This window comes from Neptunicoccus cionae (genome assembly GCF_014643735.1).
Classification (GTDB): domain Bacteria; phylum Pseudomonadota; class Alphaproteobacteria; order Rhodobacterales; family Rhodobacteraceae; genus Amylibacter; species Amylibacter cionae.
This window is the reverse complement of sequence record NZ_BMKA01000001.1, coordinates 1,045,268-1,062,563: the sequence shown is the minus strand read 5'-3', so window position 1 is coordinate 1,062,563 and position 17,296 is coordinate 1,045,268. Positions and strand designations below refer to the sequence as shown.

Sequence of the window (17,296 nt, the reverse complement as noted above, 5' to 3'; positions counted from 1 at the left end):
CCGATGTTGAGGACGGGCAAAATGCTGCTTTTGATCGATAATTACGACAGTTTCACCTATAATCTGGTGCATTATGTGGGGGAACTGGGGGCGCAAACGGTGGTCAAACGCAACGACGAGATCACGGTTCAGGATGCAATGGATATGAAGCCCGACATGATCCTGCTGTCCCCCGGCCCTTGCGATCCGGATCAGGCTGGCATCTGCCTTGATCTCGTGAAAGCCGCTGCTGAAACCGAAACGCCGCTATTGGGGGTATGCCTTGGCCATCAGGTGATCGGTCAGGCCTTTGGCGGCAAAGTGGTCCGCTGTCATGAAATCGTCCATGGCAAAATGGGGAGAATGCACCACAAGGGCGCTTCTGTTTTTGCCGGCCTGCCTGCCCCGTTTGAGGCAACGCGCTATCATTCGTTGGTGGTAGAACGGGAAAGCCTGCCCGACGAACTAGAAGTCACCGCATGGCTGGAAGACGGCACCATCATGGGGCTTGCCCATAAAACCCTGCCAATACACGGCGTGCAGTTCCATCCCGAAAGCATAGCTTCGCAACAGGGACACGCGCTGTTGAACAATTTCCTCAAGACCGCAATGGAACCCGCATGAGCACGCCGCTAAAGACCCTGATTGCCAAAGCCATCGACGCCCCTCTTAGCCGCGCAGAAGCAGAAGCCGCCTTCACCACCATCATGGAAGGCGATGCAACGCCAGAACAGATCGGCGGGTTTCTTATGGTCCTGCGCACACGGGGCGAAACCGTTGAAGAATACGCCGCCGCTGCCGCAGTGATGCGCGCAAAGTGCCTCAAAGTCAGCGCCCCCGTAGGCGCAATCGACATTGTTGGCACCGGCGGGGATGGAAAATCCACCCTGAACATCTCCACCGCGACAGCCATTGTTACCGCAGGTGCCGGTGTGGTCGTTGCCAAACACGGCAACCGCAACCTGTCGTCCAAATCTGGCACCGCAGATGCACTTGGCCAATTGGGCGTTGAAGTTATGGTTGGTCCGAAAGTCGTGGAGCAGGCGATCAATTCCGTTGGGATCGGCTTTATGATGGCCCCGATGCACCACCCGGCCACCCGCCATGTGATGCCCGCCCGCCAAGCGCTCGGCACCCGCACAATTTTCAACATTCTCGGCCCGCTGACCAACCCCGCCGGTGTAAAGCGCCAGCTGACCGGCGCGTTTTCCCGCGAAATGATCCGCCCGATGGCCGAAGTTCTCCAGCAACTCGGCTCGGATAAGGCGTGGCTCGTGCATGGGTCTGACGGAACGGACGAGATCTCTATCGCGGGTCCGACTTGGGTGGCCAAACTGGAAAACGGAACGGTCACTGATACAGAAATCTCGCCCGAGGATGCAGGACTTCCGGTGCATCCGTTTGAAGCGATCGTCGGGGGCGATCCCGCCCATAACGCCGCTGCGCTAAAGGCGCTGTTGGCCGGGGAAGCGTCAGCCTACCGCGATGCGGTGCTTTTAAACACTGCCGCCGCGTTAGTCGTTGCAGATAAGGCAGAAAATCTGCGTCAAGGCGTTGAAGTCGCGGCCCAAAGCATAGACAGTGGCGCAGCAGCCGCCAAGCTGGACGCGCTGGCAAAAATAACGACAGAGGCAGCAGATGACTGATATTCTCGAAAAAATCAAAGCCTATAAACTGGAAGAAATCGCCGCTGCCAAAGAAGAGGTATCTCTGGCAGAGCTTGAATCACTGGCAGACGAGCAATCTTCGCCCCGCGGCTTTGCGGATGCTTTGAAATCAAGCGCACAGTCTGGTGGTTACGGCCTGATTGCAGAAGTAAAAAAAGCCAGCCCGTCCAAAGGCGTCATCCGCGAGGATTTCGATCCCGCTGCGTTGGCCACAGCTTATGCCGAAGGCGGCGCGACCTGTTTGTCCGTGCTGACCGACACACCGTCCTTTCAGGGCGCACCGGAGTATCTGACACAGGCGCGCGATGCCTGCGACCTGCCCTGCCTGCGCAAGGATTTCATGTATGACACCTATCAGGTTGCCCAAGCCCGCGCATGGGGTGCAGATTGCATTCTGATCGTCATGGCCAGCGTGTCAGACACGCAGGCGCAGGAACTGGAAAACGCCGCGTTTGAATATGGAATGGATGTTCTAGTGGAAATCCACGACCGCGCCGAACTGGACCGCGCTGCCCATTTGCGCTCTCCGCTGCTTGGCATCAACAACCGTGACTTGAAAACCTTTGAAACATCGCTTGAAACATCGACCACGCTGGCCCGTTACGCGCCTGCGGAACGGTTGTTGATTTCCGAAAGCGGGTTGAACACCAAGGAAGACCTCGCGAACCTCGCCAAATTCGGCGTGCGCTGCTTCCTGATCGGCGAATCCCTGATGCGGCAGGATGACGTGACCAAAGCCACCCGCGACCTAATTGCGAGCCCTTGGGCACCGCAGGCAATGTAACGGGTGGATCATGGCTAAACTGACCCATTTTGATGACTCCGGCGCGGCCCATATGGTGGATGTGTCGGAAAAACCCGTGACCAGCCGTGTCGCTGTCGCCAAAGGCCGTGTGATCATGAACGCAGAGACCCGCGCCATGATCGAAGAGGGACGCGCCAAGAAAGGCGATGTTCTGGCTGTCGCGCGGCTGGCAGGGATTATGGGGGCCAAGAAAACGTCGGACCTGATCCCGCTGTGTCACCCGCTGGCGATCTCTAAGGTTTCGCTGGATCTTGAGGTGACAGACGATGGCGTAATGATCGAAGCGACTGTCAAAACCACCGGCCAGACCGGTGTTGAAATGGAAGCCCTGACAGCTGTTAACGTGGCAGCCTTGACGGTTTACGATATGGTGAAAGCCGTCGACAAAACGATGCAAATCAGCGATGTAAGGGTCGTTCTTAAAGACGGCGGCAAGTCCGGCCGGTTTGAATCCGAATGATCAGCGTTGCACAGGCGCTTGAGAAGGTTCTTAACCTGTTTGCGCCCTTGGAATGCGAAACCGTACCCCTGCGCGAAGCGGCAGGTCGGGTGCTGGCGCGTGACGCTGTTGCCGCCTTCAGCCAACCGCCGTTCGCGTCCTCCGCTATGGATGGCTACGGGGTGCAGAACGGCGATCTGGCGACAGGTGCGCAACTGCAAGTGATCGGTGAAAGCGCCGCTGGTGGCGGGTTCGATGGATCGGTTCAAAGCGGTAAAGCCGTGCGAATATTCACCGGCGCTCCGGTGCCACAGGGCGTTGATCGCATCCTTATTCAGGAAGACTGCACGCGGGACGGCGATGTCATCACAGTGGGCGATACTCTGGACCCGAGCTTCTTTATCCGCCCTGCCGGTGGCGATTTTAAAGCCGGTGACGTGATGTCCGCGCCCCGCATTCTGTCTGCGGGGGATATTGCCTTACTCGCTTCCATGAACTGCCCGTTTGTGGTGGTGCGCCGCAAACCTGTGATCGCTTTGGTAGCCACGGGCGACGAACTGGTCATGCCGGGCGAAACCCCAGGCCCCAGTCAGATTATTTCCAGCAATAACTTCGGGTTAAAAGCCCTGATCGAAGCAAATGGCGGGATTGCCCGCATCCTGCCGATTGCCGCTGATAATCCGGATGCCCTGCGCGCTGTGCTCGATCTGGGGTCTGACGCGGACGCGATCGTAACGCTCGGCGGTGCATCTGTTGGCGATCATGATCTGGTCCGCCAAGTCGCGACAGAGGCCGGTTTGGAACAGGCCTTTTACAAAGTCGCCATGCGTCCGGGAAAACCGCTTATGGCAGGACAACTCGGCCATACTGCGATGATCGGACTGCCCGGCAATCCGGTTAGTTCAATGGTGTGCGGCACCGTATTTCTGATCCCTGCGTTACGGGCGATGCTTGGCCTTGGCAAACAGGCGATGCCCCGCAAAGTGGCGCGTCTTGGGCGGGATATGGGGCAGAACGGGCCGCGCAGCCATTACATGCGCGCGCAGCTTTCCATTGAAGACGGTGTTCTGACCTGCACGCCCGAGGCGCGGCAAGACAGTTCGCTTCTCTCGGTGCTGTCCCGCGCGGATGCCCTTTTGGTGCGCGACCCGGACGATCCACCGCGCAAGGCCGGTGAAATGGTCCCCTTCATTCGCCTGTAACTCCACACTGCGTTCCGGCCTATAGTTGAAAATAGGTTTTGACACAAAACAGGAACGCTTGTAGAACATGTGGGAACAGAAGCGAACAAACGCGCGAAACAGGAGGATATTATGCTCACTCGTAAGCAGATGGATTTGCTGGAGTTTATACACAGCCGGATGCAAAAGGACGGCGTTCCCCCCTCTTTTGACGAAATGAAGGAAGCACTGGACTTGCGTTCCAAGTCCGGCATCCACCGCCTGATCACTGCGCTGGAGGAACGCGGATTTATCCGCCGGCTTGCCCACCGCGCCCGTGCAATCGAAATTGTGCGTCTTCCCGATTCTATTGACTCCGGCGGCTTCAAACCCCGCGTGATTGAAGGCTCCGCACCGCCACCGCCGCCCCGTGAAGCCCTTCCTGTGTCCAAAATAGATGCGCAATCCCTGCCGATTATGGGCCGCATCGCTGCGGGTACCCCGATTGAGGCAATCCAGCACGCCACCAGCCATGTGGCTGTGCCGGGCGGGATGATGCACAACCAGGGCTCCCACTATGCGCTAGAGGTCAAAGGCGATTCCATGATCGACGCCGGGATTAACGAAGGTGACATTGTGGTCATCCACGAACAGTCCGACGCGGAAAACGGCGATATCGTTGTGGCACTGGTCGATGATCAAGAAGCCACTTTGAAGCGTCTGCGCAAGAAAGGCTCCGCCATTGCGCTGGAAGCGGCCAACCCGGCCTATGAAACCCGCGTTTATCGGGATGATCAGGTGAAGGTTCAGGGCAAACTGGTCGGATTGATCCGCACTTACTAAGCCACCGGCCCTGCAGGGCTATCGCATGTTCCACAATCGCGCGCCGGATACCTGTCGCGCGGTTGTTATTTTCAGACCTTCCGGTTCTACGCTGATCGCTACAGCCCCACCCTTGCGAAGCTCTGCCGCTGTGATGGCCTGACACGGGCCGGTGATTTTCTCCGTCCACTGCGGAGCGACAAGCAAGTCTGCTGCATCGCAGGCGGATTGAACCTCCGCTACGCTTCGCTTTTTGCCCCATAGGTAAGCGACTGTTGTGCCTTTGAATGCCACCCGCCAATCATCCCCATCAAGTTCAAATCTTGCCGCCGCTTCCGCCTGACCCGCGCCATCTCCATCATTTTCGAGCCAGTTCATCGCTGCGAATCCGTTGCCTTTTGCCCGCGACACAGCGCGGCCCTGCTCTGTCTGTAGTCCTGCCATTCGCCCGTTGTGGGTCAGTAGCAGATCCGGTCGATCCGCAGATGCCCAGAAAACAAGGCCAAGAATTGCCACCGGCACTCCGACCCAGCACAGCGCCCCTTGCCAGATGACCACGATCAACGCGCCCGAAGTGACCAGTCCCAAGGTCCAGACAGGCCCTGATTTGATCCGCGTGATCGCCCCCTCTTGGGAAGCCACAAAATGGGCGACGCCGAGAATCCAGTCGATTCCCTGCCCCATCACCCAAAATGCGCCGCTCTCTAGCCCGATCAAGGTCAGGACACCGGCGATTACGGCAGCAGGCATCACGATCAGGCTCATCACCGGAACCGATGCCAGATTGGCAAGCAGACCGTACTGGGCCATCTGATTGAAATGAAACGCGGAAAACGGCGCTGTGGCCGCGCCCGCCACAGCCGAGGCTATGACCAGAGATGCAAAGGGGGACAGCAGCCAGAACCGACTTTGACGCAACGCCTGCCATCCGCGGGACTTGTTCAACGCCTCAAACATCGCAACAAGGGCGGTGGTTGCGGCAAAGGACATCTGGAACCCCGGTCCAGACAGGCTTTCGGGGCGGAACAGCAAGATCAGGGTCGCAGCGATTGCAACTGCACGTAAGGTGATTGCGGGCCGCTCTAGCAGCACCGCGACAAGCATCACGGCCACCATCACAAACGCCCGTTGCGTCGCGATATTGGCGCCTGACACCAAAAGATATCCGGCCCCCGCCAGCAGCGCCACAACCGCGCCGATCTTCTTGGCCTGCACGCGCACTGACAGGTAAGGGACTGCAGCGATGCCAAGGCGGATCAAGGCAAAGACGAATCCCGTTAACAGCCCCATATGAAGGCCCGAAATCGCCAAAAGATGCGCGAGATTGGAACGACGCAGATCAGCCAACAGTACTGGATCAATCTGCGAGCGGTCGCCAGTGATGATTGCTGCCGCAAAAGCCCCGGTGCGTCCGGGGATATGGTGCTGGATATGCCGCGACATCTGCATCCGAAGCGCAAAAACCCGCAGCGCAAAGGCGCGATTGTTGGCAGGAACCGCCAGAACGGGCGGCGCACGGGCATAGCCCACCGCGCCAAGCCGGTTGAACCACGCCATGCGCTGGAAATCAAAACCGTCCGGTTCGACCGGACCGGCGGGGGGCGACAGGCTCGCCGTGAGCATGATCCGCGCCCCCGGTTTCAGCGCGGTTCCTGCCAGTTCGGAATGCAGCGAGACCCGCACCCGATCAGGGGTGCGCTGCGGGGCCGTTCGCTCCAGCACGGGGTCGGCCAGCGTAACACGGGGCTTGTCAGAACCGGAGCGATCGAGATGCACGATCGTTCCCTCAATCGAACCGTAATAGTGCCAGCCGAGTTTCGGGGCCGCGACCAATCGGGCGCGCCCCGCTGTGACCAGAAAGCCAAGCGCAATCAAAGCGGGCACCCAGACAAGAACGCGCATAACGTCCGGCCCGATCCGGCTGAGTGGGAAAGCCATCAACACCAGTCCCGTCACACTTGAAAGAATCCATGCATCCGGTTCAAATCGCAGGGAAAAATACGCAGAAACGCCAAGCCCCAACCAGACCGGAACCCACAAGCCAAAGCGGTGACGCTGCGCAAACAGTGCCTCTGCCAGAAGATCAAACCCCATCGCCGCCCATCGTTGCCTTGTCCTTTACCGCCGTTATGGAATATGTAGTGCCAACCCTGCACCCGCTTGGTTTCCAAAAGGTTAAGATTGCTGATGTCCGACACTCCCGTAGTTACCCGTTTCGCCCCGTCCCCCACAGGTTTCCTGCATATCGGGGGCGCGCGCACCGCCTTGTTCAACTGGCTGTATGCCCGCAATCAGGGTGGAAAATTCCTGCTGCGGATTGAAGACACGGACCGCGAACGCTCTACACCCGAAGCGACAGCAGCGATCTATGACGGGTTGAAATGGCTGGGGCTCGATTGGGACGGTGAGGCGATCAGCCAGTTTGAGCGCCGCCACCGTCACGCCGAAGTGGCGCAGGCCATGCTCGACAATGGGACAGCCTATCGCTGTTATGCGACGCAGGACGAAATCGAAGCTTTCCGCGAAGCCGCCCGCGCCAAAGGGGAATCAACCCTTTACCAAAGCCCGTGGCGGGACGCTGATCCTGCGGATGCGCCGGATCTGCCGTCTGTAGTCCGCCTGAAAGCCCCCCGCGAGGGCGAAGTGCGGATCAAGGACAAGGTGCAAAAAGACGTTAAGTGGCAGGCAGATACGCTCGACGATATGGTGCTGCTGCGCTCTGACGGGACGCCGACCTATATGCTGGCGGTTGTTGTGGATGACTATGACATGGGCGTGACCCATATCATTCGCGGTGATGATCACTTGATTAACGCAGGCCGCCAAAGCCTAATCTACCGTGCGATGGGCTGGAAAGTTCCGGTGTTCGCCCATATTCCACTGATCCACGGCGACGATGGCAAGAAACTGTCCAAGCGGCACGGCGCGCTTGGGGCGGAGGCCTACCGCGAGATGGGCTATACCCCCGCGACCATGCGCAATTATCTGACCCGTCTGGGCTGGAGCCACGGCAACGACGAGCTGTTCACCACCGAACAGGCTGTTGAGTGGTTCGACTTCAAGGGCTTGGGCAAATCCCCTGCCCGTCTGGACCTGAAGAAGCTGGATCATGTGGGCGGCTATCAGATCGGCATCGCGCCGGATGACGTTCTACTGGCGGATTTGCAAACCTATCTGCGGGCCACCGGACAGGATGAACTGGACGAAGAAGCCCGCGCAAAAGTGGCCGATGTGCTGCCTTTGCTGCGGGATCGGTCGAAAAAACTGACGGATGTGCTTGAGAAAGCCTATTTTATTTTGGGAAGCCGCCCGTTCACTCCAGATGCCGCAGCGGAAAAGCTGCTCGATTCGGTATCCCTTGGCATACTGAAAGAATTGACCGCTGCATTGCAGCATGCTACATGGACGCTCGAAGGACTTGAGACCTGTTTGAAGGATTTTGCTCAAGCCAGAGATCTAAAACTCGGAAAGATTGCGCAACCCTTACGCGCGGCCTTAACCGGGCGCACAGTGTCGCCGTCGGTTTTTGACATGATGGCTGCGTTGGGCAAGGAGGAAACCCTCGGCCGCCTTCAGGATGCGACATCGCCCGCCTGAAGCCCACGTCAGTTCCGAGGATAAATATGCGCAGGCCATTGCCTGCCTATAATGATAGAGAGGTCGCATGACAGACAGTCCGAAAACAGCAAAACTCACTTTTGGCGATAAAGAGCTGGACCTGCCAATGTATTCCGCAACAGCAGGACCGGATGTAATTGATATCCGTCGTCTTTATGCGGAAGGGCAGGTTTTCACCTATGATCCCGGTTTCACATCCACAGCCGCCTGTGACAGCACCATCACCTTTATTGATGGCGACAAAGGCGAGTTGTTGCACCGCGGGTATCCCATTGACCAGCTGGCCAGCGAATCCCACTATCTCGAAGTGTGCTACCTGCTGCTTTATGGTGATCTGCCAAGTGCCGAAGCGCTGGAAGATTTCGAAAACCGCGTGACGAACCACACCATGCTGCACGAGCAGATGATGAATTTCTTCCGTGGTTTCCGTCGCGACGGGCATCCGATGGCCATCATGACAGGTGTCGTCGGCGCGATGTCCGCTTTCTATCATGACAGCACCGATATCAGTGACGAATGGCAGCGCGAAGTTGCCTCTATCCGCCTGATTGCCAAGATGCCGACAATCGCGGCTTATGCCTATAAATACTCCATCGGCCAGCCGTTTGTGTACCCGCGCAACGATCTGGATTATGCCTCGAACTTCCTGCGTATGTGTTTTGCAGTTCCGGCTGAAGATTACGAAGTGAACCCGATCCTGAGCCGCGCAATGGACCGGATCTTCACGCTGCACGCCGACCACGAGCAAAACGCATCTACATCGACTGTGCGTCTGGCCGGTTCTTCGGGCGCGAACCCGTTTGCCTGTATCGCTGCTGGCATTGCTTGTCTGTGGGGTCCTGCCCACGGTGGTGCGAACCAGGCATGTCTTGAGATGCTGGAAGAAATCGGCTCTGTCGATCGTATTCCGGAGTTCATCGAGCGCGCGAAGGACAAGAGCGATCCGTTCCGTCTGATGGGCTTTGGACACCGCGTCTATAAGAACCACGATCCACGCGCGACGGTGATGAAGGAATCCGCAGACGAAGTGCTGAGCCTGCTGGGCGTTGAAAACAACCCCAAACTGCAAGTGGCCAAGGAACTGGAGCGGATTGCGCTCGAAGACGATTACTTCGTGTCCAAGAAACTGTTCCCGAATGTGGATTTCTATTCCGGTATTATTCTGGAAGCGATGGGTTTCCCGACATCCATGTTCACTCCGATCTTCGCTCTGTCCCGTACGGTGGGCTGGATTTCCCAGTGGAAAGAAATGATCGGCGATCCGACACAAAAAATCGGCCGTCCGCGTCAGCTTTATAAAGGCGAACCGATGCGCGACTATGTGAACGTCGAAGACCGGTAAGACCGCTTTTTGGTCCTAAAAATAAAGAAAACCGCCTTTCGGGGCGGTTTTTTTTATGCTTGGTTAGCTTTTCAGGAGGCTGCGCGTTTACCGCCCTTCAAACTTGGCTTTACGTTTTTCAAGGAACGCCATGACACCTTCCTTGAAATCGGCGGTGCGCCCGGCTTTGCCTTGCAGATGGGCCTCTGTTTCAAGCTGTTCGTCGAGCGTTTGATCCACGCTCATCCGCATGGCCCGTTTGATCAGACGGTAGGCCTCGGTCGGGCCATTTGCGAGATGCAGCGCACGAGTGCGCACCACAGCCGCGAAGCTGCCATCGGGAACCGATTCCCATATCATGCCCCACTCCGCGGCTTTCACCGCCGATACAGGCTCGGCAAACAGGGACGCACCCATCGCGCGGGCAAACCCGACCTGGCGGGGTAACCAGTAGGTGCCGCCCGCATCAGGGATCAGACCAATACGCGAGAAGGCCTGCAGAAAAGTCGCGCTTTCTGCGGCGATCACCACATCAGCGGCAAGGGCCAGATTGGCGCCTGCCCCCGCCGCCATGCCGTTTACCGCACTAATGGTCGGAATCCGGCAATCAAAAATCGCCCGCAGCATCGGTTCGTATTCATCCCGCAGCGTGCCTTCCATATCAATATCGGAAACTTTTGAAGCATCGCCGAGATCTTGTCCCGCGCAAAATCCACGCCCTGCTCCGGTCAGGACCAGCACCCGCGCCTCGGCCTCTCCGCGTTTGACCGCGTCCAGAAGTTCAGCCCGCATCTGTGTTGTCAGCCCGTTCAGCACGTCAGGCCGATTCAGCGTGATGGTCGCGATATTATCGGACAGATCGTAAAGAAGGGTTTCGTAGTCCATAGGCTTATGCTCCGCTGTTTGCCATTACCCTATCGCGCTGGACTGGTTCCAGAAAGCAGAAACCGGCTTAGTCTTTAAGTAGCTGTTCCAAACGATCGGCTTCTTCACGGGATAGATTGTCCAACGGCTTTTCCGGACGACGGGACCGGCGCCGCAGGTACAAGAACGCACCGATGGCCCCGACAATCAGCAGAACCGGACCGATGAGGTAAAGCACCGCATTTTCCCGCGTCATACGAGGTTTCAGCAGCACATACTCGCCGTAGCGATCCACGATGAAATCCACCGCTTCGGTGTTGCTGTCCCCCGCGACCAGACGCTCCCTTACCAGCAGGCGCAGATCCTTGGCGATGCCAGCGTTAGAGCTGTCGATGTTTTCATTGCGGCACACCAGACAGCGCAGGCCTTTGGAAATATCGCGCGCCCGTTGTTCCAGCACCGGATCGCTTAGGATTTCGTCCGGTTCGACCGCGTAAAGCGGGCTAGAGAGCAATAGGGTCAGGATCAAAAACAGGTGTCGCATCATCACTCCGCCGGTTCTGCCACGCGCCGCGCGGATGGGCGGGCGGCCCCAGCAACACGGTAGCGCCGGTCAGTCAGGCTAAGACAACCGCCGAGTGCCATAACGAGTGAGCCAATCCAGATCCAGTTCGAAAACGGTTTGATATAGGTACGGATCGTCCAGCCGCCATCGTCCTGTTTATCCCCCAACACAACGTAGAGATCGCGTGTCAGGCCAATATCGATCGCGGCTTCAGTCGTCGGCATCTGTTGCACAGGATAAAACCGTTTTTCAGGTCTCAACTGAGCCACTTCACGGCTGCCCTTATAAGCAGTGACAGAGCCGATCTGCGCAGAATAGTTCTGGCCATTCTGATCTATGACTTTGGTCAGCTCAAAGTCATAGGCCCCGACGGTGAACCGTTCGTTTAGGTCTACCACGCGGATGTCCTCTTGCTCCCAGGCGGTGATTGCAGCGATGCCAAAAACAGTGAGCCCAAGCCCCGCGTGGGCCACAGCTTTGCCCCAATCAGAGCGGGGCAAATTGCGCAGGCGGCGTAGCGTTGTTCTAATCGGGTTATCGCGAAACCGCGCGCGCACCAGCAAATCCATCGCAGCCCCGAGCACCAACCAAGCCGCGAGCGCTAGACCGAACGGTGCCAGCATCCGGCCACCGGTTTGCAGGCTCCAGACCAACACACCAAGGGCAATCGAAAGCGCCATTGCCCCGCGCAGGTTCTTCAGGGACTTGCCGACCTGCGCCCGTTTCCAAGGCAAGATCGCCCCAAGCGGCAGGATCGCCACCAGTACGATCATGAAGGGCGTGAAAGCGGCGTCAAAGAACGGCGCCCCGACCGAGAGCTTACGCCCGGTCGTCAGCTCTGCTACCAGCGGCCATATGGTGCCAAAGAACACCACAGCGGTGGCAACAACAAGCAGGAGATTGTTCAGCACGAGCCCGCTTTCGCGGCTGACCAGTCCGAATACCGCAGTGGTGCGCAACTGCCCCGCCCGCGCGGCATACAGCGTAAGCGCGCCGCCAATCGCAACCGTAAGGATCGCGAGAATAAACACGCCCCGTTCAGGATCATTCGCAAAAGCATGGACCGAGGTGATCACGCCGGAGCGGACAATGAATGTGCCGATCAGGGAAAAGGAAAACGCAAGAATCGCGAGCAAGACCGTCCAGCTTTTGAGTGCGTCCCGTTTCTCCACCACGATCGCAGAGTGCAGCAGCGCAGCCGCGATCAGCCAAGGCATGAAACTGGCGTTTTCCACCGGATCCCAGAACCACCAGCCGCCCCAACCGAGCTCATAATAGGCCCACCAGGACCCAAGCGCGATCCCGATGGTCAGCGTAACCCACGCAAGCAGGGTCCAGGGCCGGACCCAACGTGCCCATGCCGCGTCAACACGCCCTTCAATCAGAGCGGCGACAGCGAAGGAGAAAGACATCGATAGACCCACATACCCCAGATACAGAAAGGGCGGGTGGAAGGCGAGGCCAGGGTCCTGAAGCAACGGATTCAGATCATTACCGTCCGCCGGCGGCACAGCGATGCGTAGAAACGGGTTTGAAGTGAAAATCAGGAACGCCAAAAATGCCATTGAAATCATCGCCTGAACCGAAAGGACCCTTGCCTTCAAAGCGCTTGGGAGGTTGCGACCAAACAAGGCAACCAGCGCGCCGTAGAAAACTAGGATCAATATCCACAACAACATCGAGCCTTCGTGATTCCCCCAGACCCCCGTGATTTTGTACAACATCGGTTTGGCAGAGTGAGAATTCGCCGCAACAATGGCCAACGAGAAATCGGAGACGACAAAGCTGTAGGTCAGGGCCGCGAAGCTGAAACCGATTAGCAGAAACTGCGCCAGTGCGGCGGTATCTGCAAGGCGCATCCAACCGGCCCAGTTCCTTTGCGCGCCGATCAGGGGCACGATAGATTGAACGATTGACATGGCGAAGGCCAATAGGACTGTGAAGTGGCCGATCTCTGCGAACATGGTGCTGCCCCTTATTGCTCGGATCGGTTATAGCAGGCTCGCCCCTTGTCACAATTCAATAAAGCTTGAGGCGGATGCGTGAAATGTCACAGTCCGGCGTCTGGGCTGTGGTAGGCGGATCCGAAAGCAAAGATATTGGCGGGGTTAGTGATCCGCAGGTTGCTACGGTAAAGCCCGAAGCCCCGATCCTCAAGAATTTGACGGACCATGTGGCCGATCATGCGCCGCATCTGTGCCGACCGGCGCACCTTGGGGAAACGGTGTTGTAAAAAGGGCGAGAGCGGCTCTATTGCGGGGCGCCGCAGGTAGCTGGCGGTTTCCATGATTGCGATGGTCGAGGTTTCGTTCAGGAATTTCCAAAGCGCCTCCCCCTGCATATTGCCATAGGTGGTTTTAAACTTGTCGGGGCGATAGGTCTGCATCAGGCACCTTTGGGGTTAGAAACATGATGCCTAAAAATATATGCGACGATTCGTGAAGATTTCCCTAATTTGGAAGCTTCTTAAATGAAGCTTGTTTTATGAAGCTTCATTTAAGAAGCTTCATATAGGCAGTATGTTAAACCGGTTTACAGCGCAAAAACAGCACCTTGAACTACCCGATCAGCCTCACTCACCGTGCCTCGTGCCACGCACGAACGGCTGCATTCTCTGCCTGATCCGGCGCCACGATCCGCGGCCCCACGTCTGGCTTTCGCGCACGATTGCGCACATGATGCAATTCACGCGCACCAAAATAGAACGACACAACCGCGCCCAAAAGCCACCACAACTCTCGAGGCACAGCATCAAGACCAACCATCCGGCGCGAAAATGCGACCGGATTCCACATGGCAAAGATAAACAACCCCACCGTCCCGAGCGCGAAAACAGGGCGCGGCAACCGATTTAAGCCGTCGACACAGTTGTTAAAAAAGCCGCCCCGCGCCCGCGCGAATTCCGCTCCGAACTGCGCAACCGAAGCTTTATGTTCGAGATGCTCGAACTCCACAGTGGCCGTTTTGTTCGGCACAAACACCTCTGCCACATCACGCACAGCTTTGCCGATCCCCAGCAAATCACCGATCATCCCCATGCCGCGCACCTCCGTTTGTGATCTGCAAGGCTGAGATGGTATTTCGGTGCAATGAACGCCTCTGCACGACGGATCCATCCCCCTTTGCCACCTGAACGGCTGCGCGCATATTTGCGCGAAGCTGGTCGTTGGTCCGCCAGGGCGTAATAATAGTTTCGCCGTGCAATTCCGTAAGCATCCACCAGATAATCCGGCGCCATAGCCCAAGCCTCTTGGGCCGCCGCGCGCGTTTGAGGACCAAGCACGCCGTCAACTGAAACGGTCTGACCGAACTGTCCGAGACAGCGTTGAAGTATCCTCACCCCGTGGCTGCCGGCGTTGACATACATATCGAATACACTTGGTTGAAGGGCGGGTGGCAGGCCACCGATGCCGGGTTTGCTGTAATAATGGGATTTGAAGATCTCGACAGCTTCCGCCTCACTCAGAGCGCGCACATCCTGCGCATCCACTGTTCCGTCGCCGTTCAGATCCAGACCCAAACGTCGCATGGTGTGAACGGTCACACCGTGTTTCGTCGCGCCACCGGGATCATCCGGGTCGTTCACATATCCGCCTTCACGGCGCACGATGTCTTTGGCGATTTCATCTACTGTTTTCATGATTTCCTGCCGGTCTGTTACTCTCGGCGAAAATCATCGGGAATAATCCCTAAGGTCAGGTGAGAGGCGCGAACGCTACTCCTCGGTTTCTTGGTAAACGCCCTGTTCTTTCAAGGCATCCATAACCTCTTTGGGCATGTATTCTTCGTCGTGTTTGGCAAGAATTTCCTGTGCTTCAAACACCCCCTCCGACATCACTCCCGTCGCAATCATACCTTGTTCTTCAGTAAAGAGATCAGGCAAGATGCCGGTGAACACCACAGGAACCGTTGCGCCCCCGTCCGTGACGGTGAAGCGAACGGTCTGGCCCGTCTTTTCAATAGAGCCCCCTTCGACCAGACCACCGATCCGGATAATCTGCCCCTGCGCCGGTGGTTTCGCGGCCAAATCTGACGGACTGTAAAAATACTGGAAAGCATCGCCCGCCGCGAGATAGATCACCACGAACCCTGCAAACAGGCAGGAGAAACCGGCAATAATAAGTTGGATACGACGTTGTTTCTTCAATCCGGCCATCAGGCGTTCTCTTTCCTATAGCGTTGTAGGGCTGCGTTCAGTTCCGCCCCTAACAAAATGATTGCGGCGGAAAAGTACAGAAACAACATGGTGATCACAATCCCTGCCAAAGCACCATAAGTGACGGAATAGCGCCCCCAATTTGCGAGGAATATTGATAACCCAGTGGCCATGCCAAGCCAGCTTACGGTTGTGAACGCGGCACCTGGCCAGCGGGTGAAACCTTCGGCGTGGTTGCTTGGCAGGAACCAGTGGAGACTCCAGATCAAACAGTAAAACACAACAATACCAACAGCATATCGCATCAAAGTGATGTTGGTCGGAATTTCCACTTGGGTAAACTCCTCAATCATCAGGATCAAACCAGGCGCCAACAGGATCGACAGCCCCAGCACCACAGCCGCAATCGCGGACAAGAAAACCGTCACTAGCGCCTTGGTTTTTCGTAAGACCCATACACCGCCGTCCCGCTCACCGTAGATGCCGTCAAAGGCGCGGTTAATTGCCTCAACCCCGCGCATAGCCGCCCAGATCGCCACTAGAATGAACAAGGTGAACAGGCTGTGCGACCGCGCCAGCACATCTACCACAGCCGGTTCCAGCACTTTGGCAAGATAGGGCGGCGCAAAATCAAACAGCACGCCAACCGCTTCGGCACTGCGGTCCACGCCAATGAACAAGCCCGTCAGCGAGACGCAGAAAATCAGGAACGGAAAAATCGCGAGCAGCAGGGAATAGGCAATATACCCGGCCTGCATATCCCCGCCCCGCGCGATGAAAGAGTTCACTGCATCGCGCGGAACAACAATGAGTGGTGAATGCATCACGGGAACAGCGGTGCCAGTTCCAGCCCCATTGTTTCAGGCAGCCCCAGCATCAGATTGGCGTTCTGGATCGCCTGCCCGCTTGATCCTTTGGTCAGATTGTCGAGCGTTGAAAACACCATCACACGGCCAGGCTTGCGGTCCGGTATCACGCCAAGATGACAGTAATTCGATCCGCGCACGTGTTGCGTTGCCGGAGACTCTCCGAAGGGCAGCACATAGACAAACGGCTCGTCGTCGTATTTCGCACGCAGCGCATCATGGATCGCTTGCGCTTCGCCTTTCACGTAGATCGTCGCCAGAATACCGCGGTTCTGGGGCAAAAGATGGGGCGTAAAGGTCACCTCTACTGGCTTGCCCGCAATGAGGGACATTTCCTGATCGAACTCTGCCAGATGCCGATGCGCGGCCACGTTGTAAGCGCGGTAGCCTTCAGAAACTTCGGAGTGCAGCATCCCTTCCTTAGGCGAGCGCCCTGCCCCGCTGACGCCCGTGGCAAGGTCGATGATGATGTCGTCACTGTCGATCACCCCAGCTTGTAGCAGGGGCAGGATCGGCATCAGGCCGGTCATCGCGTTACAACCGGTGCCTGCCACCAGACGCGCCGACTTAATCTGCTCACGGTAGTATTCGGTCAGCCCGTAAACCGCCTCTTTCTGGAGTTCCACGGCAGTATGCTCGCCCCCGTACCATTTCGCGTAGGTTTCGGGATCGCGCAGCCGGAAATCTGCCGACAGGTCCACCACTTTCACAGTATTTGGCAGTTCGCGGATCACGTTCTGACTTGTGGCATGGGGCAGCGCACAAAACACCAGATCGATCTCTGAGAAATCGACATCTTCGATTTTGGTCAGCTCGGGCAAGTCCAGATGCCGCAGATGGGGGAACACCGCGCCATAAGCCATGCCAGCCTTCCGATCCGCTGTCATCGCACGCACAACCATTCCGGGGTGGGTTGCGATCAGGCGCACCAGCTCTGCGCCGGTGTAACCGGACGCCCCCAAAATCGCGATATTTTTCGGCGTGTCTACATGCGTGGTCATGGGCCATCTCCTTGGAATTCAATGATTGATCTA

At 57.4% G+C, this 17,296-nt stretch carries 18 protein-coding genes; 8 read left to right on the top strand and 10 right to left on the bottom strand.

The genetic code is table 11. The features are described from left to right. Window positions 1-21 precede the first annotated feature (21 nt). The 6 genes from IEX10_RS04695 to lexA all read left to right on the top strand — a co-directional run bounded on the left by IEX10_RS04695 (window position 22) and on the right by lexA (window position 4,893). Window positions 22-603, top strand: coding sequence for an anthranilate synthase component II (locus IEX10_RS04695; RefSeq protein ID WP_188671362.1), 582 nt, complete (start codon window positions 22-24; stop codon window positions 601-603). Then, entirely contained in the window at window positions 600-1,625 is a 1,026-nt protein-coding gene (trpD, locus tag IEX10_RS04690) for an anthranilate phosphoribosyltransferase (protein WP_188671361.1), read from the top strand. The genes IEX10_RS04695 and trpD overlap by 4 nt, the downstream gene beginning before the upstream one ends. Further along, a complete protein-coding gene (gene trpC, locus IEX10_RS04685; RefSeq protein ID WP_188671360.1) occupies window positions 1,618-2,430 on the top strand; it encodes an indole-3-glycerol phosphate synthase TrpC in 813 nt (270 codons plus the stop codon). The genes trpD and trpC overlap by 8 nt, the downstream gene beginning before the upstream one ends. A gap of 10 nt (window positions 2,431-2,440) precedes the next feature. Then, window positions 2,441-2,911: a cyclic pyranopterin monophosphate synthase MoaC gene (gene moaC / locus IEX10_RS04680; RefSeq protein ID WP_101656738.1), complete on the top strand. Its 471-nt coding sequence runs from the start codon at window positions 2,441-2,443 to the stop codon at window positions 2,909-2,911. Then, on the top strand, window positions 2,908-4,092 hold the full coding sequence (locus tag IEX10_RS04675; protein ID WP_188671358.1) for a molybdopterin molybdotransferase MoeA: 1,185 nt from the start codon (window positions 2,908-2,910) through the stop codon (window positions 4,090-4,092). The genes moaC and IEX10_RS04675 overlap by 4 nt, the downstream gene beginning before the upstream one ends. Window positions 4,093-4,203: 111 nt before the next feature. Further along, window positions 4,204-4,893 (top strand): transcriptional repressor LexA, encoded by a 690-nt coding sequence (gene lexA, locus IEX10_RS04670; RefSeq protein ID WP_188671356.1) that lies wholly within the window; start codon window positions 4,204-4,206, stop codon window positions 4,891-4,893. A gap of 18 nt (window positions 4,894-4,911) precedes the next feature. On the opposite strand, the gene IEX10_RS04665 is transcribed toward lexA, so the two are convergent. Then, window positions 4,912-6,966 carry a ComEC/Rec2 family competence protein gene (locus tag IEX10_RS04665; RefSeq protein WP_188671354.1) on the bottom strand — a complete coding sequence of 685 codons (2,055 nt, stop codon included), beginning with the start codon at window positions 6,964-6,966 and terminating at the stop codon, window positions 4,912-4,914. Window positions 6,967-7,059: 93 nt separating this feature from the next. Between IEX10_RS04665 and gltX the strand changes: the two genes are divergently transcribed. Together gltX and gltA are read left to right on the top strand one after the other, a co-directional pair. Further along, the gene (gltX, locus tag IEX10_RS04660; protein WP_188671352.1) at window positions 7,060-8,469 is read left to right on the top strand and encodes a glutamate--tRNA ligase; all 1,410 of its coding nucleotides are present in this window, start codon (window positions 7,060-7,062) and stop codon (window positions 8,467-8,469) included. Between the two features lie 67 nt (window positions 8,470-8,536). Continuing rightward, a complete protein-coding gene (gene gltA, locus IEX10_RS04655; protein WP_188671350.1) occupies window positions 8,537-9,832 on the top strand; it encodes a citrate synthase in 1,296 nt (431 codons plus the stop codon). Window positions 9,833-9,919: 87 nt separating this feature from the next. Here the strand turns inward: gltA and IEX10_RS04650 are convergent, their stop codons facing one another. The 9 genes from IEX10_RS04650 to argC form a co-directional block, all read right to left on the bottom strand. Further along, window positions 9,920-10,696, bottom strand: a complete 777-nt coding sequence (locus IEX10_RS04650; RefSeq protein ID WP_188671348.1) for an enoyl-CoA hydratase-related protein — start codon at window positions 10,694-10,696, stop codon at window positions 9,920-9,922. 67 nt (window positions 10,697-10,763) lie between these two features. Then, window positions 10,764-11,219 carry a cytochrome c-type biogenesis protein gene (locus IEX10_RS04645; RefSeq protein ID WP_188671347.1) on the bottom strand — a complete coding sequence of 152 codons (456 nt, stop codon included), beginning with the start codon at window positions 11,217-11,219 and terminating at the stop codon, window positions 10,764-10,766. A 2-nt stretch (window positions 11,220-11,221) separates the two neighbouring features. Beyond that, window positions 11,222-13,204 (bottom strand): heme lyase CcmF/NrfE family subunit, encoded by a 1,983-nt coding sequence (locus tag IEX10_RS04640; protein WP_188671345.1) that lies wholly within the window; start codon window positions 13,202-13,204, stop codon window positions 11,222-11,224. An 86-nt stretch (window positions 13,205-13,290) separates the two neighbouring features. Beyond that, complete coding sequence (locus IEX10_RS04635) at window positions 13,291-13,626, bottom strand: hypothetical protein (RefSeq protein ID WP_188671343.1); 336 nt, start codon at window positions 13,624-13,626, stop codon at window positions 13,291-13,293. A 190-nt stretch (window positions 13,627-13,816) separates the two neighbouring features. Then, window positions 13,817-14,278, bottom strand: a complete 462-nt coding sequence (locus IEX10_RS04630) for a holin family protein (protein ID WP_188671341.1) — start codon at window positions 14,276-14,278, stop codon at window positions 13,817-13,819. Continuing rightward, window positions 14,269-14,880, bottom strand: a complete 612-nt coding sequence (locus tag IEX10_RS04625; RefSeq protein WP_188671339.1) for a holin-associated N-acetylmuramidase — start codon at window positions 14,878-14,880, stop codon at window positions 14,269-14,271. Before IEX10_RS04625 ends, IEX10_RS04630 begins: the two co-directional genes overlap by 10 nt. Window positions 14,881-14,955: 75 nt before the next feature. Further along, window positions 14,956-15,396: a cytochrome c maturation protein CcmE gene (gene ccmE, locus IEX10_RS04620; protein WP_188671336.1), complete on the bottom strand. Its 441-nt coding sequence runs from the start codon at window positions 15,394-15,396 to the stop codon at window positions 14,956-14,958. Further along, complete coding sequence (locus IEX10_RS04615; protein ID WP_188671334.1) at window positions 15,396-16,220, bottom strand: YihY/virulence factor BrkB family protein; 825 nt, start codon at window positions 16,218-16,220, stop codon at window positions 15,396-15,398. The genes ccmE and IEX10_RS04615 overlap by 1 nt, the downstream gene beginning before the upstream one ends. Beyond that, window positions 16,220-17,263 (bottom strand): N-acetyl-gamma-glutamyl-phosphate reductase, encoded by a 1,044-nt coding sequence (argC, locus tag IEX10_RS04610; RefSeq protein WP_188671332.1) that lies wholly within the window; start codon window positions 17,261-17,263, stop codon window positions 16,220-16,222. The genes IEX10_RS04615 and argC overlap by 1 nt, the downstream gene beginning before the upstream one ends. Window positions 17,264-17,296: the final 33 nt, after the last annotated feature.

Excerpts from the sequence above, each read along its gene's own strand:
- IEX10_RS04695 (WP_188671362.1), top strand. The coding sequence starts at position 22 with ATGCTGCTTTTGATCGATAATTACGACAGTTTCACCTATAATCTGGTG.
- trpD (WP_188671361.1), top strand. The coding sequence starts at position 600 with ATGAGCACGCCGCTAAAGACCCTGATTGCCAAAGCCATCGACGCCCCT.
- trpC (WP_188671360.1), top strand. The coding sequence starts at position 1,618 with ATGACTGATATTCTCGAAAAAATCAAAGCCTATAAACTGGAAGAAATC.
- moaC (WP_101656738.1), top strand. The coding sequence starts at position 2,441 with ATGGCTAAACTGACCCATTTTGATGACTCCGGCGCGGCCCATATGGTG.
- IEX10_RS04675 (WP_188671358.1), top strand. The coding sequence starts at position 2,908 with ATGATCAGCGTTGCACAGGCGCTTGAGAAGGTTCTTAACCTGTTTGCG.
- lexA (WP_188671356.1), top strand. The coding sequence starts at position 4,204 with ATGCTCACTCGTAAGCAGATGGATTTGCTGGAGTTTATACACAGCCGG.
- IEX10_RS04665 (WP_188671354.1), bottom strand. The coding sequence starts at position 6,966 with ATGGGGTTTGATCTTCTGGCAGAGGCACTGTTTGCGCAGCGTCACCGC.
- gltX (WP_188671352.1), top strand. The coding sequence starts at position 7,060 with ATGTCCGACACTCCCGTAGTTACCCGTTTCGCCCCGTCCCCCACAGGT.
- gltA (WP_188671350.1), top strand. The coding sequence starts at position 8,537 with ATGACAGACAGTCCGAAAACAGCAAAACTCACTTTTGGCGATAAAGAG.
- IEX10_RS04650 (WP_188671348.1), bottom strand. The coding sequence starts at position 10,696 with ATGGACTACGAAACCCTTCTTTACGATCTGTCCGATAATATCGCGACC.
- IEX10_RS04645 (WP_188671347.1), bottom strand. The coding sequence starts at position 11,219 with ATGCGACACCTGTTTTTGATCCTGACCCTATTGCTCTCTAGCCCGCTT.
- IEX10_RS04640 (WP_188671345.1), bottom strand. The coding sequence starts at position 13,204 with ATGTTCGCAGAGATCGGCCACTTCACAGTCCTATTGGCCTTCGCCATG.
- IEX10_RS04635 (WP_188671343.1), bottom strand. The coding sequence starts at position 13,626 with ATGCAGACCTATCGCCCCGACAAGTTTAAAACCACCTATGGCAATATG.
- IEX10_RS04630 (WP_188671341.1), bottom strand. The coding sequence starts at position 14,278 with ATGGGGATGATCGGTGATTTGCTGGGGATCGGCAAAGCTGTGCGTGAT.
- IEX10_RS04625 (WP_188671339.1), bottom strand. The coding sequence starts at position 14,880 with ATGAAAACAGTAGATGAAATCGCCAAAGACATCGTGCGCCGTGAAGGC.
- ccmE (WP_188671336.1), bottom strand. The coding sequence starts at position 15,396 with ATGGCCGGATTGAAGAAACAACGTCGTATCCAACTTATTATTGCCGGT.
- IEX10_RS04615 (WP_188671334.1), bottom strand. The coding sequence starts at position 16,220 with ATGCATTCACCACTCATTGTTGTTCCGCGCGATGCAGTGAACTCTTTC.
- argC (WP_188671332.1), bottom strand. The coding sequence starts at position 17,263 with ATGACCACGCATGTAGACACGCCGAAAAATATCGCGATTTTGGGGGCG.